The 24,077-nt window shown below is 61.8% G+C and carries 24 protein-coding genes; 11 read left to right on the top strand and 13 right to left on the bottom strand.

Features of this window, described 5'->3' with window-relative positions; genetic code table 11:
• Window positions 1-180: 180 nt before the first annotated feature.
• A complete protein-coding gene (locus tag BQ8482_RS34055; protein WP_123151613.1) occupies window positions 181-735 on the top strand; it encodes an HdeD family acid-resistance protein in 555 nt (184 codons plus the stop codon).
• Window positions 736-793: 58 nt separating this feature from the next.
• Here BQ8482_RS34055 and BQ8482_RS34050 read toward each other — a convergent pair whose 3' ends face one another.
• Together BQ8482_RS34050 and BQ8482_RS34045 are read right to left on the bottom strand one after the other, a co-directional pair.
• Complete coding sequence (locus tag BQ8482_RS34050; RefSeq protein ID WP_123151556.1) at window positions 794-1,777, bottom strand: bifunctional riboflavin kinase/FAD synthetase; 984 nt, start codon at window positions 1,775-1,777, stop codon at window positions 794-796.
• Between the two features lie 9 nt (window positions 1,778-1,786).
• On the bottom strand, window positions 1,787-2,647 hold the full coding sequence (locus BQ8482_RS34045) for a TIGR01459 family HAD-type hydrolase (RefSeq protein WP_123151612.1): 861 nt from the start codon (window positions 2,645-2,647) through the stop codon (window positions 1,787-1,789).
• 340 nt (window positions 2,648-2,987) lie between these two features.
• On the opposite strand from BQ8482_RS34045, the gene BQ8482_RS34040 reads away from it, so the two are divergent.
• Together BQ8482_RS34040 and BQ8482_RS34035 are read left to right on the top strand one after the other, a co-directional pair.
• Window positions 2,988-4,946, top strand: a complete 1,959-nt coding sequence (locus BQ8482_RS34040) for a pilus assembly protein (protein WP_123151611.1) — start codon at window positions 2,988-2,990, stop codon at window positions 4,944-4,946.
• Between the two features lie 339 nt (window positions 4,947-5,285).
• A complete protein-coding gene (locus BQ8482_RS34035; protein ID WP_123151555.1) occupies window positions 5,286-5,918 on the top strand; it encodes a LysE family translocator in 633 nt (210 codons plus the stop codon).
• Window positions 5,919-6,006: 88 nt separating this feature from the next.
• On the opposite strand, the gene BQ8482_RS34030 is transcribed toward BQ8482_RS34035, so the two are convergent.
• Together BQ8482_RS34030 and BQ8482_RS34025 are read right to left on the bottom strand one after the other, a co-directional pair.
• On the bottom strand, window positions 6,007-6,831 hold the full coding sequence (locus tag BQ8482_RS34030) for a DUF2189 domain-containing protein (RefSeq protein WP_123151610.1): 825 nt from the start codon (window positions 6,829-6,831) through the stop codon (window positions 6,007-6,009).
• 171 nt (window positions 6,832-7,002) lie between these two features.
• Window positions 7,003-7,707: a glutathione S-transferase family protein gene (locus BQ8482_RS34025; RefSeq protein WP_123151554.1), complete on the bottom strand. Its 705-nt coding sequence runs from the start codon at window positions 7,705-7,707 to the stop codon at window positions 7,003-7,005.
• A gap of 107 nt (window positions 7,708-7,814) precedes the next feature.
• Between BQ8482_RS34025 and BQ8482_RS34020 the strand changes: the two genes are divergently transcribed.
• Window positions 7,815-8,180 (top strand): winged helix-turn-helix transcriptional regulator, encoded by a 366-nt coding sequence (locus tag BQ8482_RS34020; protein ID WP_123151553.1) that lies wholly within the window; start codon window positions 7,815-7,817, stop codon window positions 8,178-8,180.
• A gap of 232 nt (window positions 8,181-8,412) precedes the next feature.
• Here the strand turns inward: BQ8482_RS34020 and BQ8482_RS34015 are convergent, their stop codons facing one another.
• Window positions 8,413-8,823 carry a DUF1761 domain-containing protein gene (locus BQ8482_RS34015; protein ID WP_123151552.1) on the bottom strand — a complete coding sequence of 137 codons (411 nt, stop codon included), beginning with the start codon at window positions 8,821-8,823 and terminating at the stop codon, window positions 8,413-8,415.
• A 71-nt stretch (window positions 8,824-8,894) separates the two neighbouring features.
• Here BQ8482_RS34015 and BQ8482_RS34010 point away from each other — a divergent pair, with 71 nt between their 5' ends.
• Window positions 8,895-9,530, top strand: a complete 636-nt coding sequence (locus BQ8482_RS34010; protein WP_123151551.1) for a TetR/AcrR family transcriptional regulator — start codon at window positions 8,895-8,897, stop codon at window positions 9,528-9,530.
• Between the two features lie 247 nt (window positions 9,531-9,777).
• Here the strand turns inward: BQ8482_RS34010 and BQ8482_RS34005 are convergent, their stop codons facing one another.
• From BQ8482_RS34005 to BQ8482_RS33995, 3 genes are all read right to left on the bottom strand, one after another.
• Window positions 9,778-10,227: a DUF2147 domain-containing protein gene (locus BQ8482_RS34005; protein ID WP_123151550.1), complete on the bottom strand. Its 450-nt coding sequence runs from the start codon at window positions 10,225-10,227 to the stop codon at window positions 9,778-9,780.
• Window positions 10,228-10,303: 76 nt separating this feature from the next.
• Window positions 10,304-11,398, bottom strand: coding sequence for an alkene reductase (locus BQ8482_RS34000; RefSeq protein ID WP_123151549.1), 1,095 nt, complete (start codon window positions 11,396-11,398; stop codon window positions 10,304-10,306).
• Window positions 11,399-11,458: 60 nt separating this feature from the next.
• The gene (locus BQ8482_RS33995) at window positions 11,459-12,247 is read right to left on the bottom strand and encodes an SDR family NAD(P)-dependent oxidoreductase (RefSeq protein ID WP_123151608.1); all 789 of its coding nucleotides are present in this window, start codon (window positions 12,245-12,247) and stop codon (window positions 11,459-11,461) included.
• 110 nt (window positions 12,248-12,357) lie between these two features.
• On the opposite strand from BQ8482_RS33995, the gene BQ8482_RS33990 reads away from it, so the two are divergent.
• Window positions 12,358-12,921 carry a TetR/AcrR family transcriptional regulator gene (locus tag BQ8482_RS33990; protein ID WP_123151609.1) on the top strand — a complete coding sequence of 188 codons (564 nt, stop codon included), beginning with the start codon at window positions 12,358-12,360 and terminating at the stop codon, window positions 12,919-12,921.
• Window positions 12,922-13,108: 187 nt separating this feature from the next.
• Window positions 13,109-13,624 carry a CAP domain-containing protein gene (locus BQ8482_RS33985; RefSeq protein WP_123151548.1) on the top strand — a complete coding sequence of 172 codons (516 nt, stop codon included), beginning with the start codon at window positions 13,109-13,111 and terminating at the stop codon, window positions 13,622-13,624.
• A gap of 34 nt (window positions 13,625-13,658) precedes the next feature.
• On the opposite strand, the gene BQ8482_RS33980 is transcribed toward BQ8482_RS33985, so the two are convergent.
• The 4 genes from BQ8482_RS33980 to BQ8482_RS33965 form a co-directional block, all read right to left on the bottom strand.
• Window positions 13,659-15,194, bottom strand: coding sequence for a DHA2 family efflux MFS transporter permease subunit (locus BQ8482_RS33980; protein WP_123151547.1), 1,536 nt, complete (start codon window positions 15,192-15,194; stop codon window positions 13,659-13,661).
• A 478-nt stretch (window positions 15,195-15,672) separates the two neighbouring features.
• The gene (locus BQ8482_RS33975) at window positions 15,673-16,851 is read right to left on the bottom strand and encodes an HlyD family secretion protein (RefSeq protein ID WP_123151546.1); all 1,179 of its coding nucleotides are present in this window, start codon (window positions 16,849-16,851) and stop codon (window positions 15,673-15,675) included.
• On the bottom strand, window positions 16,848-17,327 hold the full coding sequence (locus BQ8482_RS33970; RefSeq protein WP_123151607.1) for a MarR family winged helix-turn-helix transcriptional regulator: 480 nt from the start codon (window positions 17,325-17,327) through the stop codon (window positions 16,848-16,850). The genes BQ8482_RS33975 and BQ8482_RS33970 overlap by 4 nt, the downstream gene beginning before the upstream one ends.
• A 201-nt stretch (window positions 17,328-17,528) precedes the next feature.
• Window positions 17,529-18,437: a LysR substrate-binding domain-containing protein gene (locus BQ8482_RS33965; RefSeq protein ID WP_123151545.1), complete on the bottom strand. Its 909-nt coding sequence runs from the start codon at window positions 18,435-18,437 to the stop codon at window positions 17,529-17,531.
• A 69-nt stretch (window positions 18,438-18,506) separates the two neighbouring features.
• On the opposite strand from BQ8482_RS33965, the gene BQ8482_RS33960 reads away from it, so the two are divergent.
• Together BQ8482_RS33960 and BQ8482_RS33955 are read left to right on the top strand one after the other, a co-directional pair.
• Window positions 18,507-19,952 (top strand): FAD-binding oxidoreductase, encoded by a 1,446-nt coding sequence (locus BQ8482_RS33960; RefSeq protein ID WP_342211008.1) that lies wholly within the window; start codon window positions 18,507-18,509, stop codon window positions 19,950-19,952.
• Between the two features lie 237 nt (window positions 19,953-20,189).
• The gene (locus BQ8482_RS33955; RefSeq protein ID WP_123151543.1) at window positions 20,190-21,023 is read left to right on the top strand and encodes an AraC family transcriptional regulator; all 834 of its coding nucleotides are present in this window, start codon (window positions 20,190-20,192) and stop codon (window positions 21,021-21,023) included.
• Between the two features lie 213 nt (window positions 21,024-21,236).
• On the opposite strand, the gene BQ8482_RS33950 is transcribed toward BQ8482_RS33955, so the two are convergent.
• Window positions 21,237-22,172 (bottom strand): bifunctional helix-turn-helix transcriptional regulator/GNAT family N-acetyltransferase, encoded by a 936-nt coding sequence (locus BQ8482_RS33950; protein ID WP_123151542.1) that lies wholly within the window; start codon window positions 22,170-22,172, stop codon window positions 21,237-21,239.
• Between the two features lie 359 nt (window positions 22,173-22,531).
• Between BQ8482_RS33950 and BQ8482_RS33945 the strand changes: the two genes are divergently transcribed.
• Both BQ8482_RS33945 and BQ8482_RS33940 read left to right on the top strand, forming a co-directional pair.
• The gene (locus BQ8482_RS33945; RefSeq protein ID WP_123151541.1) at window positions 22,532-23,596 is read left to right on the top strand and encodes a hypothetical protein; all 1,065 of its coding nucleotides are present in this window, start codon (window positions 22,532-22,534) and stop codon (window positions 23,594-23,596) included.
• Between the two features lie 267 nt (window positions 23,597-23,863).
• Window positions 23,864-24,077 (top strand): co-chaperone GroES (locus tag BQ8482_RS33940; protein ID WP_133254887.1); only part of this gene is annotated, 214 nt, incomplete at its 3' end.

Here is a 24,077-nt window from a genome sequence, read left to right as displayed (position 1 = left end):
CGGGAACAACCAGCCTGGCCAAGAGCCATGGCGCCGGTTCAGTAAACTTTGATTTAAATTCGAAACGCTGCCTCGCTTTTTTGGCGTGCGTCCGGCGCGTGCTGCTCGCTGGACGAGCAAGGCCTTCGGCGCTACCCTCCAAATTTGGCAAGTTGCCAGGCGACGATGGAGATGGCGGCAATGACCCTGCAGGGCGATGCTTTAAAGGATGCAATCGGTCAGACGCGGGCGAAATGGGGATGGTTCGTCGGGCTCGGCGTGCTGCTGCTGATCCTCGGCGGCATCGCCTTCGGCAATCTGTTCATCGCCACGGTCGCCTCGGTCTACGTCGTCGGCTGGCTGATGCTGATGGCCGGTGTCATCGAGATCATGCATGCCTTCGGTGTGAAGACTTGGAGCCGGTTCTTCTATTGGCTGCTCAGCGGTCTCCTCTATGCCGTCGCCGGGTTCTTCGCCTTCTACAATCCGCTGCTGGCCTCGGCGGTGCTGACCTTCCTGCTGGCGGTCGCCCTTCTCGCTTCAGGCGTGCTCAGGGCCTGGGTCGGGTACAAGCACAGACCGGAAAAAGGCTGGGGCTGGCTGGTGGCGGCCGGCATCATCAGCGCGCTGGCAGGCCTGGTCATCGCCATGGGCTGGCCAGTCAACAGCGTATGGGTGCTGGGGCTGTTTCTCGCCGTCGACCTGATCTTCCAGGGCTGGGCCTTCATTGCGGTCGGCCTGGCGCTGAAAAAATAGGTCCTTGTTTTAGCATGATCTTGTCCGAAAACCGGTTCCCACTTTTCGGGATCATGCTTTAGAAAGCAATGGCCGCGTCGAGCTCGGAAAGCGGGCTGACGCCGGCAAGCAGCGCCCTCGCCTCGACTTCGTCGCGCTTCATCTGCCCGACCAGCGCGTCGAGCCCGTCAAACTTCACCTCGGCGCGCAGGAAACCAAAGAAGGACACCGCGCATATCTCGCCGTAGAGATCGCCGGAAAAATCGAAAACGAAAGTTTCCAGAAGCGGCGCGCCGTTGTCATCGACGGTCGGGCGGCGACCGAAGCTGGCAACACCATCATGAAGCGTACCGTCGGCGCGACGGAAGCGGACGGCATAAATCCCTTCCTTCAGAGTGGCTTCCGGCGAAAGCCTCATATTGGCGGTTGGAAAGCCGAGCGTCCGGCCAAGCTGCTGGCCGCCGATCACCTCGCTTTCCACCGTGAAGCGGTAGCCGAGCAGGCCGGCCGCCTCGCCCACCGTGCCTTCGCATAGCAGCGCGCGGATCCGGCTCGACGACACCACCTCGGCGCCCTCGTCGCGAAACGCGTCAACCAGGGTGACGCCGAAGCCGTGGCGTTCGCCGGCCGCCATCAGATAGGCCGGGCCGCCTTGCCTGTCCTTGCCGAAGTGGAAGTCGAAGCCGGTCACGGCGTGAATGATGCCGAGATTCCTGTCCAGCACGTCGGTCACGAACGCTTCCGCCGACAGTGCGGCGAAGTCGCGCGTGAACGGCTGTTCGACGAGTGCGGCAAAGCCTAGATACGACAACAACCGTGCCTTCATCGGCGGCGGCGTCAGCACGAACAGCGGTATCTCAGGCCGGAACACCTTTCTCGGATGCGGCTCGAAGGTCAGCACCAGAGCCGGCACGCCGCGCCGGCAGGCCTCGGCAAGCGCGCGCTCGAGCACCGCCTGGTGGCCGCGGTGCACACCGTCGAAATTGCCGATCGCCACCACGCCACCCCGCAAATGGGCCGGCAGCGGCGAGATTGCAGAAACGCGTTCGAAGGCTTCCGTCATCGATCGACCCTACTGCAGTCTCGCAATGACCGCGACCGGCCAGTAGCCGTGCCTTTCCAGAAAGGCAATTAGCCTGGCCGGATCCGGTTGTAGCGGATCGCCGTAGTCGCGGGCATGGATGCCGCCCGACACGTAGAGCACGTCGAAGCCATTGTCGGCAGCACCCTTGATGTCGGTCATCATGCCGTCGCCGATGGCCAGCACGTCCGCGCGCTCGACCGGGTGGCCGAGGAGGTCGGCGATCTCCTTCATCGCGACGTCATAGACCGGGGCATAAGGTTTTCCGGCGATCAGCGTCCGCCCGCCGAGCTGGGCATAGTCGCGGGCCAAGGCCCCGGCGCACCAGATCATCCGCTCGCCGCGCTCGACCACGATGTCGGGATTGGCGCAGATGAAGGGCAGGTTCCTGGCGCGTAGCCGCCGCAGAAGATCGGCGTAGTCTTCCGGCTTCTCGACCTCGTCGTCGAACAGCCCGGTGCAGACCACGCCGGATGCCTCGAACTCCTCGACGAGTTCGACATCAAGCCCGTCATAGAGCGTGAAATCGCGATCGGCGCCGATATGGAAGATCCTTCGCGGGCCCTCGATGATCAGGTCGCGGGTCACATCGCCGGAGGTGACGACGCGGTCGTAGGCCTCCGAGGGAACGCCGATCGCATTCATCTGCGCCACCACATCGGCGCTGCGGCGTGGCGAATTGGTAATCAGCACCACAGGTATCTTGGCTTCGCGTGCGGTCGCCAGCGCCAGAGCCGCGGCCGGAAAATGCCGTTCGCCATTGTGGACCACGCCCCAGACATCGCAAAGAATGGCAGAATAGGCTGTCGACAAATCCGCGAGCGAGCCGATGATATCGGGCGAATCCGCCATATCGTTTCCCAGGTCATGATGGTTGCGAGCGCCGCCGCCGACGATCCGCAGCGACCGGACCGCATTAACCGAAGCTCTTGACCCTGTCACCAGGCTTTCGCCGCATTCAGCATCGCCGCCCCGAAATGAAGGCACGATCGCACGGCACAAAAATTCTCGTTTTCCAGAGCTTTAGCCGATTCTGGAGGGTTCCGCGGCGGTCCGATCGCGGGCGGCATTGCCTCCAGCGGCGGCGTGGTTAACGAGCTTTGAAAAAACGTGTCGGTCTTGGACGCATTTTAGCAATCTGAAATTTAAGGATTGGTGGCATCACTCGCCGACTGGCGGGGTGCTGAAGGCAATGATCCGAAAATTCGGTAGGGACCGGCGTGGCAACTATACGCTGATGACGGTCATCACCATGGTGCCGCTCATGGGCGGCTTGGCGCTCAGCGTCGACTACTCGGAACTGCTCCGCCAGAAGCACGCTACGTTGAATGCCCTGGACGGCGCCGGCCTCGCCACCGCTCATAAGATCGTCTCCGGCGCAAGCGACGACGACGCCAAGGCCTATGCCAAGACTTTCTTCGAAGCCAATCTCGGCCCTGTCGATCCGGCCAATACGTTGCTTACCGTCACCCTGCCCAACAACAATGCGGGTGGCGGCACGTTGAAGCTCTGCAGCGCCCTGACGTACCACCCCTATTTTCTGCCGGCCGCCGCCATGCTGATGGGCGGCGGGACCACCAGCGATACAACCTTCACGGCGTGCTCGGAAATCCGCCTCAAGAACACGCTGGAAGTAGCCCTTGTGCTCGACAATTCCGGCTCGATGAATAATCTGGGCTCCGGCACCGGCGCGAAGCGAATAGACCTGCTGAAGACTGCCGCCAAGCAGCTTGTCGATACGTTGGCGCTGCAGGCACAGCAGATGAAGCAGGTCACCAAACCGGTGCAGTTCTCCCTCGTGCCGTTCGCTGCTGCGGTCAATGTCGGTCCCACCCATGACCAGGATAGCTGGATGGACCAGGACGGCATCTCCCCGATCCAGCACGAGGATTTCGACTGGACGATGATGACCCCCGCCGACGATCCGGACAAATACGCCGAGAAATTCAGCGGCGTCTGGTACAAGCGCGGCACCGGCTGGGGCGACACCCAGGATCAACCACTGACCCGTTTCAGCCTCTACGCCGACATGACCGTCGAGTCCGGCCGCGAAGAAGTGCCCAACAGCAAGCAATATATCTGCGACGAATACAGGAGAAACGGCACTTGCCGGACCGGCCATTGGACCACCCCGGAATATATCTACACCACCAGCCGCTATGCGAGCTGGCAGGGTTGCGTCGAGGCGAGGCCGCACCCGTATAACAACGACGACACCACCCCGAACACCGCCACGCCTGCGACGCTGTTCGTGCCGATGTTTGCACCGGACGAGCCTGGCACGCTCTGGCTCGATTTCAACCACGACGGTGTCAACGACGTCGGCAGCACGTTGTATAATTACGGCAACAACTGGTGGGCTGACTGGCCCTTCGCCGCAGATCCGACCGCTTCCCAGCGGCAGTCGGACATGCGCAAATATTTCCTGGTCAAGCCCTACGGCTCGACGTCGGCCGCCTCGGGCGATGGCCCGAATGCGTCCTGCACGACCAACCCGATCACGACGCTCAAGGACGTGAGCCAGCTTGCCGAGAAAGAGGAGATCAAGAACGCCATCGACGCCATGGCGCCGAACGGCAACACCAACGTGCCGGAAGGCCTTGCCTGGGGCTGGCGGACGGTATCGAGCAACGAACCTTTCACCGAGGGCCGGCCGAACACCGAAAGGGGCAACGACAAAGTGGTGATCGTGCTGACTGACGGCGCCAATACCTACAGCGCCGTCAGCGACAGCGGCTATGCCAACAACAGGTCGACCTACGCCGCTTACGGCTACACCGGTCTGACATATCCGGGGTCTGGAAGCCTGACGCGCCTGTTCATGAACACGAGCACCGACATCGGCAAGATCACCTACACCGGCGCCAACTACACCGCCGCGCTGGACGAGCAGATGCAGACCCTTTGCGCCAACACGAAGAATTCGAACATTCTCGTCATGACCGTCGCGCTCGACCTGTCGACCAGCGATGCCGGCGACAAGAAAGCACTCGACGCGCTGAAGGCATGCTCGTCGGACTCTCGCTTCCGCATGGATCCCACCGATCCGACCAAACCGGCCAAGCTGTTCTGGAACGCGACCGGGGCGACGCTGTCGGACAATTTCAAGGAAATCGCCAACGAATTGTCGAACCTGCGCATCGTCGGCTGAGGATGACCTCGCCGAAGCTGCCGATCTCCCCCTTGCCCACAAGGGGGGAGATGGCCGGCAGGCCAGAGGGGGTGGGAAGGATCGCAGACTTTTTGTGGGATCCATTTCCAACTGGAAACCGGCCTTGTGGCGTTGATGCGATTGTCTGATAGGCCGGCGGGACAGCACCCCCCTCTGCCCTACCGGGCATCTCCCCCGCACAGGCCCGCACGGGGGGAGATTGGCAACGTCGCCGCTTTCGCCAATTGTCAACGCTGGCGCAAAGGCTATCGCCACCTTGCCCTTGCGGCGGTCGAACGGACATGGTGAGTGTCCCCACCGCCATCCGGAGATGCACCTGTGCCCGAAGCCACCAACCATCTCGCCTTCGCGCTGGTCTGCTTCGGCATGGTGCTGACGCCTGGCCCGAACATGATCTATTTGATCTCGCGGTCGCTGTCACAGGGACCGAAGGCCGGCCTGATCTCGCTCGGTGGCGTGGCGCTCGGCTTTGTCTTCTACGTGTTGTCGGCGGCATTCGGCATCACCGCGCTGCTGCTTGCCGTGCCTTACGCCTATGATGCGCTGCGCTTTGCCGGCGCGCTCTACCTTTTGTGGCTTGCCTGGCAAGCAGTGAGGCCAGGCGGACGCTCGCCGTTCCGGGTCCGGGAACTGCCGAAGGACGGGCCGCGCAAATTGTTCGCCATGGGCCTGATGACCAATCTGCTCAACCCGAAGGTGGCGGTGCTTTATCTGTCGCTGCTGCCGCAGTTCATCAGCCCCGGCAAGGGTCACGTGCTGTCGCAGCTTCTGGTGCTCGGCACCACGCAGATCGCGATCAGCCTCACCGTCAACGCGATCATCGCGGTTACGGCCGGCTCGATCGCCGTCTTCCTTGCCGGCCGGCCGCTATGGCTGGTGATCCAGCGCTGGATGATGGGCACGGTGCTGACCGCACTGGCCCTAAAGATGGCGACCGACGCGCAGCGTTAACCAGAGCATCGGACCCAAAAGTGGGTACGGTTTTGGGAAAATCCGATGCTCAAACAAAAAGATAAGGCGGCGGCACCGCCGCGCTAGCCTACATCGGCCGCCGGTCCTGCTGCGCCCGCTCCGGTTCGACCACCCTGCGATAGAGATGCCACGTGGCATGGCCAAGCACCGGCATGACGACGGCGAGCCCGGCAAACACCGGGATCGAGCCGATGACCAGCAGCACCGCGACGATCAGGCCCCACAGCGCCATCTGCAGCGGGTTTGTCATCACCGCCCTTGCCGATGTCTCGATTGCCGAGACCGCGCCGACATCGCGGTCGAGCAGCAGTGGGAAAGCGACGACTGTGGTCGCCAGCACGATCGCGGCGAAGACGAAACCGGCCGCATTGCCGAGCAGGATCAGCGTCCAGCCTTTGGGCGTTGTCAGCACCTCGCGCACAAAGCCGCCGATCGAGGCCGGCGGCTGATTGCCGAACAGGCCGGTGTAAATCGATTGCGCGGTGTACAGCCAGAGCAGGAACAGTGCCACCAGCATAGCGCCGATGACCGCGATCGCCGGCAGCGCCGGCGAGTGGCGCACGTCGAGCGCGTGCCACCAGGACGTGTCCATGCCGAGTTCGCGGCGGCGGCTGATCTCGTAGAGACCAATCGCGGCGAACGGTCCAAGCAGGGCGAAGCCGGACATCAAGGGATAGATGAGCTGGATGGCGTTGGCGCCGGATGTCCATTGCGCCAAGATCAATCCGACCACCGGATAGATCAGGCATAGGAACACGTAATGCGATGGCTTTGCCCAGAAATCCTCGACGCCGAGCCGCAGCACATCCATCAGATCCGCCGTGGTGATGCGCCGCACCCTGGGCTGCACGTGCATCCCACGCGCGTCCGACATGACATGAAAGCTGGCCATAACCATTCTCCCGTATCCGGGGGCGGCCACCGCCAGGATGGCCGCCCGTAGCTGCCACTTCAAGAGCGATGGCATGATAGCCGAATTTGATGTGCTTGTCGCGAATCGGGTGGTGTTGAAGCGAACGCCGCGCGGCATAGGGCGTGTTCGTGCCGCGCGGCTGAAAAGAGGCTAGGCACCAAATCGTTCAAGGACCCCGGCCAGCGGAATATGGCCAAGGCAGGCGCCCGAACCCGCCGGCTTTTCGCCGTCCTCGATGGCCTGCGCATATCGCACGTCCGGATCGCTTTCGATCCGGCGGCGCAAGGCGGCCAGTTTGGGGTAAGCCGCCCCGTCGACCGCCTGGTGGAATTCCGCCCAGCGCGCCACGCCAATCAGCGTGGTGTCGGCAAGCGTCAGTCGATCGCCGACCAGAAAGGCGGTGTTGACGATCATCGCCTCAAGCCGGTCATGGCGCTCAGTAACGGCCTTGCGGCCGAAGTCGCGCAAGGTCGCCAGCAGGACCGGCTCGGCCGATTCCATTTCATATGCAGCCCAGAGCGGGGTGAAAGCGGCGGTGAAACCAGTGTTCACGAAAGCCATCAGCTGATGCACCCGGTCAGCTTCCGGCGAGCGAGGATCGAAGCTGATGCGACGTTGCGTGTCGCGGGCTTCGAGCCAGGCGCCAATCGCCATGGTCTCGGTGAGCACTCTGCCTTCGTCCGTGATCAACACCGGCGTTTCCTGACGGCCGTTGATGCGGGCATAGGCGTCGTTCTTCATTTCGGTGAGCATGTCGACGCGACACAGGCGGTAGGGCTGTCCGACGCGTTCAAAAGCAGCGACAAGCCCCATCGAACTTCCCGCCGGGACGCCGTAAAGGAGGATAGGTTCCATTTCTTTGTCTCTTCCATGTTTAGGGATCACGCTGCGCAGCGAAGCTTGACCCTAAACGCTGGTCGTCCCATGTAAATTACGCACTATTCTGTAACCAGGGACCCGCCATGAAAGATGTCGTCTCAAGCTGCCCGATCGAAGAGACCATGCGTGTGCTCAGCGGTCGCTGGCCTACCTTGCTGCTCTACTATCTCAAGGACGGGACCAAGCGCTTCAGCGACCTGAGGCGTGATAACCCGACCGTGTCGCACCGCATTCTGGCGCTGGAACTGCGCAAGCTGGAGGAAGCCGGGATCGTGCGTCGAACGGCGTATGCCGGCTATCCGCTACGCGTGGACTATGATCTCACGGCAGCGGGTCTCAAGCTTGTGCCGCTCATCGACGCCCTGGGCGACTGGTGGCAAGATACCGAGGACGATCGGGCCGGCGGGGTCTCATCGACGGCGGAAACAAGGCTCGTGGCGGCGGAATAAACAGTGGGGAAAATCCGACGCTTGCCCGAGGCTGGACAACCGCCTTGGGTTGGATCTGCCGTCCGGGCCGGATACCGGATGCGCGCCGGAGACGGCCAGTCGAGTGCGGGTCATGTGGTGCAGACCGGCAGATTCGGGCTGTGAATATTCAACGAGCGGACATTCGAGCGGCCGCCGAGTGACGGCGGCAAGCTTTGCGGCGCTCCGCGTCCTGCCGGGTGAGGCACCTTTGTTACCGCAACACGGTCAGGATCACGCCCATTGCCACCATGCTGACCAAGCGATAGCCGGCATTGATCGCATAAAAGCGCAGAGGCCGGTGCTCATAGGTCACCGAATGCAACAGCGTGACAGCGACGAAGCCGAGCCAGAGCAGGAAAGTGCAGAGGACAGTCGAGACGATCGTCAGCGCGCCCCAGGCGTGAAGTACCTGATCGAGGATAAACGCCATGACCGCAAACGAGGCAAGGTCGACCGCAATCGCCCGCCGCAGGCCGGCGGCGAATTTCGCGCCGTCGACGCCCGACATCTCGGCCCACGGTCGGATGAAGAGCAGCGGCGAATACCAAAGCCCAGCGACAACCCAGGCCGCCAGGACCGCAGTTCCAATCCCCCAGAGGTTTATCGGCACAAACTCGATCATGCTGCTCCTCCTTCCAGCCTACTGATTCAATGATCTGGCGGTTATATTGGGTATAGCTTACTATATCCAATATGAATGACAATTCAAAGACCCGCAGGCGCTACGACGTACGGCTGCGGTCGGAGCGCGCTTCCGGCACGCGCCAACGCATTCTCGATGTGGCGAAAGAGCTCTTTACTGCGCGCGGAGTGGAAAAGGTCACGATCAATGACATCTCATCAGCCGCCGGTGTTTCGGCATCGACCGTCTATGCCCTGTTCCAGTCGAAGACCGGCATTCTAAGGGCCGTGGTCGAGCGTTCCTTCTTCGGCCCGCGCTATGCGGAAATAGCCAGGCAGGCCGAGAACGCGAGAGACGCCGAGGAGATTCTGCGTATTACTGCCTCGATCTCTCGGGTCATCCTTGATGCGGAACGCGAGGAGATCGGCCTTATGCGCGGCGTCTCAGCCCTGTCTCCCGAGCTGAAGGCGATCGAGACGGAGTTGGAGACCGTCCGCTTCAAGCTCCAGGAAGCGCGTGCCAAGCTTCTCGTTGCATCCGTCACTGTGGCGCGCCAACTCGGCTTGGCCCGGGTGCGCGACATCTTGTGGATGTATACTGGCCGCGACGTCTATCGCATGCTCGTGTTGGAGCGGGGTTGGTCTTCGGACGAATATGAAAGCTGGCTCGCCGAGACGCTGATCAAAACGCTGATGGGGCGAGACTAAATTGCGCTCTGATCAGTGCGTGGAGATCAATTTCATGGCCCGGCGGCGCTCATCTCACACCGCTCCAAACGTCAGCTCGCGCCTCAGCCGGTCTGGACCGCTTCTCCCTGATCCCCGGCTCGAACATGCAGCCATGCAGCAGGCCGGCTATATGGCGCGTGGCGGCCGCATGACAGCGGCTTGAACAGGTTTTCCTTCCCAGATGATTGTCTCTGCATCGACAGATTTCCTGTCGATGCCAGGCAGCTTATTCCTGACGCACCCAAATCTGCGAGCGACCCAGCATTGAGACACCAATGTAGTCGCGCACGTTGAGCTTGTTGCCGCCTTTCGTCGGTTGGATTTTGCTGCTGTAGACCTTACCGCTGTCGGGATCGAGGATCCGGCCGCCTGTATATTCGGCGCCGTCCTTCTTCAGGCCGGATAGGATCACCAGGCCGATGACGGGTGCATTCTTCAAGGCGCCGTCGCACTTCGTACAGGTCGGGCTTTCGTTCGGGGCAAGGAAGACTTTTTCGATCTTGCCCTGCAAAGTGCCGTTCGATTCCGTGATGCGGATCAACGCCCTTGGCTTGCCGCTGACGTCGTCAATGTTCCTCCACAAGCCAACTGGCGAGGCATTGTCCGCCCACGCTGCCGAGGAGAGTGACGCCACCACGGTGAGCGCGAAAACGGCCGATTGTTTCAGTATACGCATGGCGATGATCTCCGAGAGTACGAGGCGCTGCTGCCGATGTGGGATGGCTGCCTCGCAGGCGCGGCCCTCCGATGGCTCATGGGTGGCTTGAGGCGGTGATCGCGGGATAGTCGGTATAGCCGGCGGAGCCGCCGCCATAGAGCGTCGCCGGGTTGAACTCCGCCAGCGGCGCGCGCGTCTTCAGCCGTTCCACAAAGTCGGGATTGGCGATGAATGGGCGTCCGAAGGCGAACAGGTCCGCCTTGCCGTCGGCGAGCTGCGACGCCGCGAGTTCGAGGTCATAGCCGTTGTTGGCGATATAGGTGTTGTTGAAGCGCCGGCGGAGCGATCCGAAGTCGAAGGGCGCGACATCGCGCGGTCCGCCCGTGGCGCCCTCGACGACATGGATGTAGACGATGCCCAAGGCGTCGAGTTGGTCGACGATGTAGTCGAACTGCGCCTGGGGGGCGCCGCTCGAGACACCGTTGGCGGGCGAAATGGGCGAAATCCGGATGCCGGTGCGCTCAGCGCCGATCTCCTCGACCACCGCAGTCGCAACCTCCAGCATCAGCCGGGCGCGGTTCTCGACCGATCCGCCATAAGCATCGGTGCGGACATTAGCGCTGTCCTTGGCGAACTGGTCCAGCAGATAGCCGTTGGCTCCGTGAATCTCGACGCCATCAAAGCCGGCCTCGATGGCGTTCGCGGCCGCTTGCCTGAAATCGTTGACGATCCCCGGAAGCTCGTCGAGCTCGAGCGCGCGGGGCTTCGAAACGTCGACAAAGCCGTTGCTGACGAAGGTCTTGGTCGCGGCCCGGATCGCCGAGGGCGCGACGGGGGCGGCGCCGTTCTCCTGCAGGTCGACGTGCGAGACGCGGCCGACATGCCAGAGCTGCAGGAATATCCGCCCGCCCTTGGCGTGCACGGCGGTCGTGACCTTGCGCCAGCCGTCGATCTGCGGCTGGGAGTAGATGCCGGGCGTGTCCTGGTAACCCTGTCCCTGCTGCGAGATCTGCGTGGCCTCGGAAATCAGCAGGCCGGCCGACGCGCGCTGGCCGTAGTACTCCACGGCGAGGTCGCCTGGAACGAAGCCCGGGCCAGCGCGATTGCGCGTCAGCGGCGCCATCACGATACGATTGGAGAGGGTCAGCGAGCCGAGAGTATAGGGCTCAAACAGCGTTGTGCTCGTCATGGGTCACCTTTGTTTGTCCCCGCCGCGGCGGGTCGTTTATCGAAACGGCTTCGTTGGTGCTCAGGCGACCGTGCGGTACCGCTCGGCGGGATGTTCGTTCCGATAGTTCGGAAGCATGGCCTGGCGTGCGGCCTGAAGCGCGTCCCACTGCCCGGCATCGGGTAGCGGCGGGATGGTCACCGGTTCGCGGCGGTCGAAGCCGACCAGCGCCGCATCAACCAGATCGCCCACCTCCATCACGTTGGAAAGCGTGTTGACGTCGGCGCCGACATGTCCCCAGATCTCCGTTCGCGTCGTGGCGGGAAGCACGGCCTGGACGTAGACACCCTTCGGCGCGAGCTCGAGGCTGAGTCCCTGCGACAGAAACAGCACGAAGGCTTTGGTTGCGCCGTAGACCGTCATGCCGAACTCCGGCGCCAGGCCGACCACGGAGCCGATGTTGACGATTGCCCCTTCGCTGGCCGCCGCAAGACGTGGGGCGATGGCGCTGGCAAGCCGCAGAAGCGCGGTCGTGTTGAGCGCCACCAGCCGCGCGACGTCATCGGTGCTCTGCTCGATAAAGCTTCCGCCGATGGCCGTTCCGGCATTGTTGACGAGGATCCCGATGCGGGCGTCATCGCGCAGCCTCGTCTCTACCGCTGCAAGCTCGGCAGGCTGCGTAAGATCAGCCTGGATGATGTCGATCGCCACGCCGTTTTCCTGACGCAGACGGGCCGCCAGGGTCTCCATTCGTGCCATGTCACGGGCAACCAGCACGAGGTCGTGCCCGCGGCGCGCGAAGCGCTCGGCATAGGCGGCTCCGATGCCGGTGGAGGCGCCGGTTATGAGGACTGACGGAATGGTGGTCATGGCATTGCTCTTTTCTCTGATGGAACCTATATTCATGACGATCATCATGATTGTGCCTAAATATGATAACCATCATGTAAATGTCAACGGCGCCGGCGGAGAATTTTGAAATGAAGGTCAGTCGAGAACAGATGGCGGAGAACCGTCGCCGAATTCTGGATGTTGCCAGCCGGCTGTTTCGCGACAAGGGTTTTGACGCGGTCAGCGTGGCGGAGGTGATGAAAGCCGCCGGGCTCACCCATGGCGGCTTCTATGGCCATTTCAGCTCAAAGGACGACCTGATCGCGCAGACCCTTGCCCATGTCCTCGCCGCGGACTCAGGCGGAGGCGGCGATCTTCGCGCTTACATGGATGCCTATCTTGCGCCCCGGCATCGCGACAACGCCGCCGGTGGTTGCCCGACAGCAGGCCTTGCCGCGGCCATCCGCCATCAGACCCCGGCCGCACGCTCGGCCATGACCGAAGGCCTTCGCTCGCAAATCGACCGTATCGGCAAGGCGCTCCCGGAGTTGGCCCCGGCAGACAGACGCCGCGCGGCGATCGGATGCTGGGCAGCGATGGTGGGGGCAGTGATCCTCGCCCGGGCCATCGACGATCCCGCGCTTTCGGATGAAGTTCTGGAACAGACGCGTGCCTGGATCGATACCGGGATCAGCCAAGTGTCTGCCAGATAGGCGGTCTGCGGCAGGAATGCTCTTGTCGAGAGCAATGCGGCCATCGGCGGTGGTTGGGTGACTATCTTGGAGAATATCGCGCCGTAGCGTGCAATCAGCGGGGCTCGCGGACGGCTAGGGGCGCAGCGAGCGAGATTCTTGAGCACCTGCCCGGCAAAAGCCATCATCACCGCTATCTCAGGCGGGCATGACCGTTGCCAAAATCGAAAATTCCGATGCCCGATCAAACTTTAACAGGCGAATGCTGCTTAGAGCTGCCGGCCTTGCCGCGCTGGCCGGGCTTGCCGCTTGCGCCACTGTGCTGCCCACCGGCGAAGGCGCCGGGGTCTCCGCCTCCGCCGTCGGCACACTGGCGGGCATCCGCGCCTCAGCCGGTCTCGAATCGCTTGTCCCCGACCCTCAGCTCGAACAGGCAGCCCTGCAGCAGTCCGGCTATATGGCGCGCGGCGGCCGCATGACCCACTCCACCGGCTGGGGCAAGGGATTTGCCTCGCGCGTCAAGGGCAACGGTATTGCCGGTGCTGCCGCCGAAAACATCGCCGAGGGCCGTTTCGATCAGCAGAAGCTGTTCGACATCTGGATGCACTCGGCCGGCCACCGCCGCAACATGCTCGACCCGCGCTTCACCCGCTTTGGCCTGGCCTATGTGCGGGACGGCCGCGACAGCTCGCTGCGCTACTGGAGCCTTGTTCTCGGCAAATAGAAGGGTGACCGGCACGTCGACCGATCCCTACTCATCAATCCATATGCGCGGCAGGCGCCCCGCCGGCGGTCGGACCGGCCTTTGGCTTGCGCAGCAGAAACACGAACGGGATGGCAATCAGCGTCATCATCATCAGCAGCTTGAAGTCATTAACGTAAGAGATCATCATCGCTTGGATATTGACCATGCCGTCCACTTGGGAAAGCGCCGTCGGATCGCCGCCCGCCGCTGCCGGTGACGCCGCCCAGAGGTTGGGATTGAACGGATTGATGTAGGCCGAGAGCTCGGCATGATTGACCTGCGTGTTGCGTACCAGCAGAACCGTCACCACCGATACGCCGATCGACGAGCCAAGATTGCGCACCAGGCTGAACAACGCCGTGGCATCGGTGCGGAAGCGTGCGTCCAGCGTGGCGAAGGCCACGGTCGACAGCGGCACGAACACCATTCCCATTCCAAGGCCCTGGATGACCCCGGAGCTGAGGATGAGCCAGTTGTCCATCTGCGGTGAAAAGCTAGACATGGTGTAGAGCGATTGCGCGGTCAGCAGGAAGCCGATGACGACGAGGATTCGGGCATCGACCTTGTGCATGATGCGGCCGACGACGAGCATGGCAATCATCGTGCCGACGCCGCGTGGTCCTAAGACAATGCCGATGGTGAGGGTCGGATAGCCGAAGATGGTCGACAGCATTGGCGGCAGCAGCGCCATGCTCGCCAGAATGAGCACGCCCATGACAAAGATGAACGCCAGTCCGGTGACAAAATTGCGGTCGAGGAATATCTTCGGGTCGATGAAGGGCTGCTCCGCCGTCAAGGTGTGAATGAGGAACACCCAGAAGCCGGTGATGGACAGACCGAGTTCGATCCATATCTCGACCGAGGAAAACCAGTCGACCTCGCCGCCGCGATCAAGCATCAGCTGAAGCGCGCCGACACCAAGCGAGAGCATGGCGAAGCCGAAGAAATCGAAGCTGCGTATCCGCCTTGCAACGGCCGGCAAGTAGGCGGCCATGCCGAGGAAGGCGATGATGCCGACCGGCAGGTTGATGAAGAACACCCAGCGCCAGCTGAAATTTTCGGTCAACCAGCCACCCAGAGTCGGGCCAAGGATCGGTCCCAGCATGATGCCGGCGCCCCAGATAGCCATCGCCTGGCCGTGGCGTTCCCTCGGATTGATGTCGAGCAGGAAGGTCTGCGACAGCGGCACGATCGCCGCGCCGAACACGCCTTGCATGAGGCGGAACAGCACCATGGTCTCAAGGCTCCATGCCAGACCGCACAGCATGGAAAAGATGGTAAAACCGACCACCGCCGTCAGGAACAGCTCCTTGCGGCCGAAGCGGTCGGCCAGCCAGCCGGTCACCGGCGTCATGATCGCCGCGGCAACGATGTAGGAGGTCAGCACCCAGTTGATGTTGTCGGGGGAGGCGCCGAGGTCGCCGGTCATGGTCGGCAGCGCGACGTTGGCGATCGTGGTGTCGAGCGCCTGCATGATCGTCGCCAGCATGAGTGCCACGGTGATCAGGCCGCGATGCGGCACTTCGCGAAAGGATTCTGGCGTGCTCATGATGTGGAACTTCCGGCAGGTAAGAAAAACGTGTAACCAGAGCGACGTGCGTCCATTTGGACGCACAAAGTAGCTTCCGGGCGGCGAGGCCTTCCGTGTGGAGAGACCCTCATCGCGGTGGGACGCGAAATCGATGTGGGGGTTACATCGACCGAGCGTCTCGATGACGGGCGCCTGCCGCCCGGAAACCTGAGGACCGAAGGGGCCTGCGTCGGGTTGTCCAGGCTTCGATCTGGCTGCGACGCAGCCTGGTCCGAACCCCAACCCTCACCGCATCCCCGATCGAACCAATCCTGTCAGCTGCATTCCTCTCCCTGCGCGGCCTGCATTCTACTTGTTGCGTCTCAGACCTCATCATCCAATGGAACGAGGTGGTCTAGAGCGGTTCATCGTTTCACGGAAACGCCGAACCGCTCTATCTCTTTGTTTTTGCGCAATTCCGGACGGAAAACCGTTTCACACTTTTCCTGGAATTGCTCTATTGCGCCTCACCCGCCGTGGCGTGGCCGAATATGCTCGGAAGCCCGCGGGAAACGCCGGTGTCCACCGTGACGGTCGCGCTCATGCCGGTGCGCAGCACCATCTTGGCGTCGGCATCGGCCAGCTGCAGGCGCACCGGAATGCGCTGGGTGACCTTGACCCAGTTGCCGGTGGCGTTCTGGGCTGGCAACAGCGAGAACTCGGCTCCGGTGCCGGCGCCGATCGCCTCGACCGTGGCTTCGAACGTCTTGCCCGGATAGGTGTCGACGACAATTTCAGCCTTCTGGCCGGGCTTCATATGGGTGAGCTGGGTTTCCTTGAAATTGGCATCGATCCAGGTATCGCCGGTCTCGACCAGCGAAAACAGCGGCGTACCGGAGCCGACATATTGGCCGACCTTGAACGAGGCAGCCTGGCTAATGATGCCGTCGGCCGGCGCCGTGACCGTGGTCTGCGCCAAATCGTAGGCAGCCTTGTCGCGCGCGGCGAGCGCCGCCATCACGGTCGGATGCTTGTCGGTCTCGATATCGGGATTGCCGCCGAGTGCCGCCTTGGCGCTGAGGATGCCCTGCTGAGCCACCGCCATTTGCTGCTTGGCCTTGTCGAGATCGTTCCTGGCCTCGTCCAGCGACGACTCGGCGTTGATGCCCTTGCGGGCAAGGTCGGCGGCCCGGTCGTATTGCGACTGCGCGTAGTCGACCTGGCTGGCGTCGGACTTCTCCTGCGCTACCGCCTGGCTGTAGGCCGCACGCAACTGCTCGACATTGAGGCGCGCGCCGGCCACCGTCGCATCGGCCTGGGCCAGTGCGATCCGGTAGGGCTCGGAATCGATGGCGAACAACACGTCGCCCTGCTTGACGGACTGATTGTCGAAAATGTCGACCTGAACGATGCGACCTGCCGTATCGGCGGCGATCGAGACCTTGGCCTGCTGCAGATTGGCATTCTCGGTCTCCTGGTAACGGCCGCCGGTCACCCAGACGTAGCTGCCGCCAGCGATCAGTGCCACGGGGAGCGCAAACATCAAAAGGAAGCGGCCGGCACGGCGCTTCTTCTTCGGCGCCACCGCCGCCGGTTCTACCTGCGGAGCGTCCGTAACCGGGGCTGCCGCCGGCTGCACGGGAGCTTCCATCTCCAGCTTGGTCGCATTCTCATCTACCTTGGCTACCGCGTTCATGCTGCTGCGCCTTCTGCACTCTCGACTTTTTCGGAGGACGCCGTCTCGCCGTCCGCCAGGTTCCTGGCCATCGCCTCCAGTGCCTTGATCAGGATGCGGCGATCTTGCGGCGACACGCCGGTCAGCGATTCTTCATAGACTTCGCCGGCGAGGCTCTTGATCTCGGCGTAGGCCTCGCTCGCCTTGGCGGTCGGGAAGATCATGCGAACGCGGCGGTCGGCGGCGTCGGAACGGCGCTCGATCCAGCCGCTCTCCTCCATGCGGTCGACCAGGCGCGACACGCTGATCGGCTCGATCTCGAGAAGTTCGGCGAGCCGCGCTTGGGTGATGCCTTCTTCCTTGGCGACGCGGACCATAAGCCGCCATTGCGCCGAGGAAAGGCCGAGCCCGCCGGCCCTCGCCTCGAAGCGCTTGCGCATCAGGCGCTGCACGTCGTGGATCAAAAAGCCCAATCTGTCGATGCCGTCGGAAACCATGAGCTGCATATATTATAAGCGTGCTTACTATTCAAGACGCGGCATTATGCCAGAAGCCGGCAAAGCTGCATGGCAGTTATGCAATGCGGTCATGGTTAGCGATTGCTGAATGGCAATGAAGGAAGCCGCGTTCCCATCGGCTTCTGCCTTGCACCGACACCGGACCACCCATCGAACCTGATAATCATGCTTGAGCTAATTCTACACCAACGATCCCATCCAGGCAGAAAAGGCCTCGATGTGCGGCTGCAAGGGGTGGTTAGGGACGTAGACGAGATAGAAGCCGTAGCCTGGCAGAGAGAGATCGTGTGCCTTGACCAGCGCTCCACTTTTGAGTTCGCGGCTGACGACCACGTCGCTGCAGATAGCGATACCCTGGCCTGCCACGACCGCGTCGATCGCATGCAATTCTTCGCGAAAGCTTAGGTCCCACGCTTTGTTGGTATCCGGGATGCCAGGATCGACAGAGCGTGCCGCCGCCAGCCATCGCGACCAGGTAGGCGCTTCGCGATCACGGTTCATCCAATCAAAATGGATGAGCGGATATTGCAGCACATCGGCGGCCCGCTCGATCTGTCGGGTGCCCTTGGCGAGCAAATCAGGGCTGCACACCGGAAAGAACGTGTCCCGAAAAATTTCCTGGGCGGCAAGGTCCTGAGGCATCCTGCGCGCGTAGCGGATCGCGACATCGGCATTGCCGGCGCGCAGGTCCAGCACCGAGTCGGTTCCGATAATCTCCAGAGGAATCTTCGCGTGCTCTTCCCGCCATTTTGGCAGACGCGGTACCAGCCACCGGCTGGCAAATGCATTCGGGCTTGTCACCCGTAGCGGGCGTTGGCCGACGCCGGCCGAAGCTGACGCAATTGCGGTGGCAAAGGCGTCGAAGCCGTTGCGAATGACCGGGAACAGCCGTTCGCCCACGTCCGTAAGCACAAGCGGCCGTGGGCGCCGCCGAAACAGGGGTTGTCCGCAGATGCCCTCGAGCAACCGAATCTGGTGGCTGATGGCCGTGGGCGTCACGCCGAGTTCGATCGCGGCCTCCCTGAAACTCATGCGCCTGGCAGCAGCCTCGAAGGCGCGGAGGGATCCGAGCGGCGGAAGTTTTCTCATTCACGCAGTTTAGATGAATCCAACTCATCTAGCGACTGAGATATTCGACTTTGCGGCGAATGAAGGCCCATGAGATTATTGCATACAGCCTGTCCTCGGATCACGAAGGGAACCCCCTCGATGAGCACGCTCAAGCTTGCGGAGGATCCCGGAACCGGGTCAGCCCTGAAGGCGTCGGATATTGCGCGGCTCAGGCAGGCAATTCGCGGGGATTTGGTCCTCCCGGACGATCCTGGCTATGCCCAGGCACGCAGAGTCTGGAACGGAATGGTCGACAAGCGACCAGCAGCGGTGATCTATTGCGCCGAATCCCGCGACGTCGTCACAGCTGTCAGCTTTGCCAAATCGCAAAACCTTCTGGTCGCCGTTCGCGGCGGTGGTCACAACGTCGCCGGCAGTTCGGTTTGCGATGGCGGCGTGGTCATTGATGTGTCGCGCATGAAGCGGATCGAGGTCGACCCGGTCCGCCGGGTTGCGCGCGCCGAGGCTGGCTTGAACCTGGGAGAGTTCGACACCGCCACGCAGGCTCATGGTCTCGCGACGACGATGGGCGTCAACGCCGATACCGGCATTGCCGGACTGACACTCGGTGGTGGGTTCGGCAAGCTTGGCCGCAAACATGGACTGAGCTGCGACAATCTCATAGCAGTCGAAATCGTGACGGCGGACGGCCGGCTGCTCAAGGCAAACGCGGCTGAAAACGCGGATCTTTTCTGGGGCATTCGGGGCGGCGGCGGCAATTTCGGAATCGTTACAGCTTTCGAATACAGGCTTCATCCCGTGGGTCCCCTTCTCATCGCGGGGTCAGTTCTGCACCGCTACGAACATGCGCGCGAAGCAATGCGGTTCTACCGCACGTTTTCGAGCAAGGCTCCCGATGAGCTGAGCCTGGACGCGGCGCTTGTGACTGCGCCCTCAGGTGAACGTTTCTTCAGCATCTCGGCGTGTTACATCGGCCCGCTCGGCGAGGGCGAGCAAATCGTCCAACCGTTGAGAGAATACGGCACGCCGGTTGAAGACCGGATTGCTCCCGTCCCGTATCTTCAAATCCAGTCGGCCGGAGACAGCATCTTTCCGCGCGGGCGGCGCTACTACTGGAAGGCGCAGTTCATGCGCGAAATTTCAGACCAGGCAATCGACACAGTGCTCTCAGCTTACGCGACCGCACCCAGCGAGTCGCTTCTTGTCCTGCAGCAGGTTGGCGGCGCAATCTCGCGTGTGCCAATAGGCGAAACTCCCTACGCCAACAGAGATGCGCTTTACGATTGCTTCCCGATATCGATCTGGGATAATCCGGCTGATGACAAAATGCACATCCGATGGGCGCGTGACCTATGGGATGCAATGAGACCGTTCTCGACCGGCGGCGTCTATGCCAACAATCTCGGCGAAGAGGGCACGGACCGGGTTCTGGCAGCTTATGGCGAGAACTACCCGAGATTGGTTGCTTTAAAAAACAAATATGATCCTACCAATTTCTTCCGTTTGAATCAGAACATCAGGCCGACGATCTGAGCGATTTCCGCCGCGGCTTCGGGTCCGAAAGCGGACTTAGCACGTCGATTGGTAACCCGATCGACAAGGCGACACGCTTTGGCAACACGCCCGACTTCATCAACTACAACTTCAATTCAACGCCGGCAGCGCTGACGATCATCATCGTTTCAATTTTGCGCCGGGCGCAATTTCGATCAAACTGGTCCTGCAAGGAAGCGGCACCATGGCTGCGCCAATCGCGAGACGCGGAGAGACATGAACCCGACCGAGAAAGCGCTATGGTTCGTCGAAAGCCATTTGCCGGAATCCGTCTCCCTCGACGATGTCGCCAAGAGCAGCGGCGTGTCGCGCTTTCACGTGACGCGGGCTTTCGGTGCGGCGACCGGCCGTTCGGTGATGGGCTACGTGCGTTCTCGCCGGCTGACCGAAGCGGCTCGCAGGCTCGCCGCCGGCGCACCCGACATCCTCTCGGTCGCGCTCGACGTCGGCTACGCCTCGCATGAGGCCTTCACCCGCGCCTTCCGCGACCAGTTCGGCACCACGCCGGAACTGGTGCGCGCGCAAGGCTCGCTCGACAATCTCGATCTCGTGGAGCCGATCCTGATGGACCAGTCCTTCCTCACCAATCTCGAGCCGCCGCGTTTTGAGACCAGCCGGCCGTTTCTCATCGCCGGTCTCGGCGAACGCTACAGCTGCGAAACCAGCGCCGGCATCCCGATGCAATGGCAGCGGTTCGGCCCCTATATCGGCAATATTCCGGGCGAGGTCGGCGACGTCGCCTATGGCGTCTGCGTCAACGGCGACGATGCAGGCAATTTCGACTATATCGCCGGCGTCGAGGTGTCCGATTTTTCGGACCTGCCGAGGGAGTTTTCGCGCGTGCGCGTGCCGGCGCAGAAATACGCCGTGTTCGCCCATCGTGACCACATCTCGACCATCCGCCGCACGGTCAACACGATCTGGAACAAATGGCTGCCGGCCTCCGGGCACGAAGTCGCCGATGCGCCCGAATTCGAGCGCTACGGCCCCGAATTCGATCCGCGCAGCGGCAATGGCGGGTTGGAAATCTGGATACCGGTCAAGGCATGAGGAAGGGCCAGTTTTCAACTTGTGTTGGAGATTAGTGTCGAAGCCGGCTCCGCCTTATCTTGCCTTCTCCCCTTGTGGGAGAAGGTGTCGCCGAAGGCGACGGATGAGGGGGGCTCCAGCTTGGCAGCGGCACCACTCCGTCCAACACCCCTCTTCCGTCTCGGCGCTGCGCGCCGATCCATCTTCTCCCACAAGGGGGAGAAGGGAAGAGCACTACAGCTCCAGGTTCCAGTTCTGGCCGACCAGATCCTTGCCGAAGGCGTGGTGGCGCTCTTCGTCGGCCAGCTTGAAACCGGCCGCCTCGTAGATGCGGCGCGCTGAGGTGAGCACGTCGTTGGTCCACAGCGTCAACGTCTTGTAGCCCTTGGCACGGGCAAAGCCGATGCATTCCTCGACCAGCCGCCTGCCGATGCCGAAACCGCGCGCCGAGGGTTCGACATAGAGCAGGCGCAGCTTCGCCACCGCGTCCGACTGGCGCACGACAAAGACCGAGCCGACGACATCCCCTTCCCGCTCGGCGATCCAGCTGCGTTCCCATTTCGGATCGAAGGATTTGACGAAGGCGCCGAGGATTTCGGCGACCAGAGCCTCGTAGGTTTCGTCCCAGCCATATTCCTGCGCGTAGAGCAGGCCCTGGCGATGGATGATCCAGCCGATGTCGCCGACCTGCAAAGGCCGCAGCATGTAGGGAACCTTGGGCTCTGCACTCTCGCCCAGCAGGCGCTGCACCGTCTGCATGGCGTTGACCAGCCTGTCCTGTTCTTGAGCGGGAAGCCGGTCGAGCAAGGCCGCGACCTGATCGTGCGAACCCTGGTTCAGCGGCGCGAAGGCCGCCCTTCCCGCCGGCGTCAGCGCGATCGACGAGCGCCGCGCATCGGCTTGCGTCGCGGCGCGCTCGACCAGGCCGCGCTCCTCGAACTTTTTCAACAACCGGCTGAGGTAGCCGGGGTCGAGACCGAGATGGCGCGCAAGATCGGTGGCGGTCAGGCCATCGCGATGCGCCAGTTCGTAAAGCACCCGAGCCTCAGTCAGCGAGAAGGCGCTGTTCAGCAGTCCTTCGTCGAGCAGGCCGATCTGGCGGGTGTAGAAGCGGTTGAAGCCCCGCACCGCATCGATCCGCTCCTTGCCGGGTTGATGATGAATCGTCATGGCATCCTCCTGCCCGCACAAGATCAACCACTTATTTGACTCAGTCAAGTATCTGTTCGAAGCAGGGCATTGTCCAATTCGGCGGATGAGCCTTCGAACGACTTATTGCTTCGCGACACTTGGCATGCTCAGTTTCGACGAAGTGCGCGTCGGGCGAGCGGCTCCTATCCGCTGGCGCGGATGCTCACTTTGGTGCTTGGTTCGCAGGGGGCGCTGAGGAGAAGAGCATAGACACGTTCGCACGACCCGGAGATCTTGAATTTAGCTTCATCGGGTGAGGCGATCCAATCGCAAAGATCATCGTGTCCGCGCATTCCGGATTGTTGGAACTGCGCTGGCCAGTAACACGGGCGGGGGTAATGAAGAATTTTTTGACGACATTACTGCTAATTTTTGCAGTCCAGTCGTGCTTTTTACCTGCCTCAGTCGACGCCGAAGGGCTTCCAACTAAGGTGCCCTTAATCAAATTGGAATACCCAGGAAAGCCAAAGAACATTCGCATGCTCTATGTGAAAATTCTTTCGTTGGGCAATCGGACGGTCAACCAACCGTTGCTGCTCGATACCGGATCGAGCGGAATGACGATCGATTGCAAATCGGTGCTGCCCGCCGAAACCTGTTCAGACACAGGAATAAAGATTACGCAGGATCAGCAGATAGACGGGATAATGGTGACCACAGAAGCAGCGGTCATGAACTATGGAACTTACGATGAGTACGGCAACGTTGCCTACGCTCGCGTGACTTTTGGTTCGCCGGACTCCCCGGTCTCCACCATCACCTCGATCCCATTCCTCATCCGCTACAAAACAGTCAATCGGAGTACCGGAGAAATCGTTGGCGGCCCGCTTTGGCCCAAGGGCAATTTCGGTATCTCTCCTGTTGGCGGAGGCGGACCAGACCAGATGATCAAGTCCCCGATGGCGTACGTCAGCGTTGGGCCCGGCCTGCACAGGGGCTATTATCTCTCTCCGATCGGCACCAAGTGGACGGTCTGCACGAACGAGGACGGCAACTGTCCGCAAGTAGAGGCGCTCCACATCGGCGTGCCGAAAGATGTTAAAAAAGACTTCAGGGTGCAAAGGTGGAAACAGACCAATTGGCGATACAATTTTCCCACCCTCGACTCCTGTCTCTCTTGGGGATCTGAACCCATTTGCCGGCCAACGCTCTACGACACAGGCAACTCAACGATTATGGTCGTAACCGACGCCTCGAAGCCTCGCACGTCATTGAAGACCGGCACGAAGGTCTTGGTAAAAACTGACGGCCAGGAGGATTGGAACTTCACGACCACATACAATCCTGAGGTAGAGATCGTTCCTGGGCTCGAGCACAACATTGTCGGCATCCGATATTTCGAGAAGAACAGCCTGCTGTTTGATTTTGAAACTCGGGAGATCGGCTTGCGTCTCGGACACTGACTTCCGTTCTAACTGTCAGTAAGATTCGACCAGATCTCAGGTGGCAATTGAGATTTTCCACAATCGCGTTGCGGGATGGAAATAATTTCGCGCGGCGGTACCCTCTCTCTCGCCTTGACTCTCGCCAGCCATCAGCTTATCTCACCGCCACGTTAGCACTCGCCATTGGTGAGTGCTAAGCGTAGGTCCGGCGTCGCCGGGCTTATAGGTTGTCCGGCGCCGCCGGACGGAGGAACTGTTCTCACCATTCTCATCGAGGAATAAAAAATGGCAAAGTCGAAGTTCCGCCCGCTTCATGACCGCGTGGTCGTACGCCGGGTTGAATCCGAATCCAAGACTGCCGGCGGGATCATCATTCCCGACACGGCGAAGGAAAAGCCGCAGGAAGGCGAGATCATCGCCGTCGGTTCCGGCGCCCGCGACGAAGCCGGCAAGCTCGTCCCGCTGGACGTCAAGGCCGGCGACCGCATCCTGTTCGGCA

This window comes from Mesorhizobium delmotii, from assembly GCF_900149755.1.
GTDB classification, from domain to species: domain Bacteria; phylum Pseudomonadota; class Alphaproteobacteria; order Rhizobiales; family Rhizobiaceae; genus Mesorhizobium; species Mesorhizobium delmotii.
The sequence above is the reverse complement of the archived record's forward strand: the minus strand, read 5'-3'. Positions and strand labels throughout refer to the sequence as shown.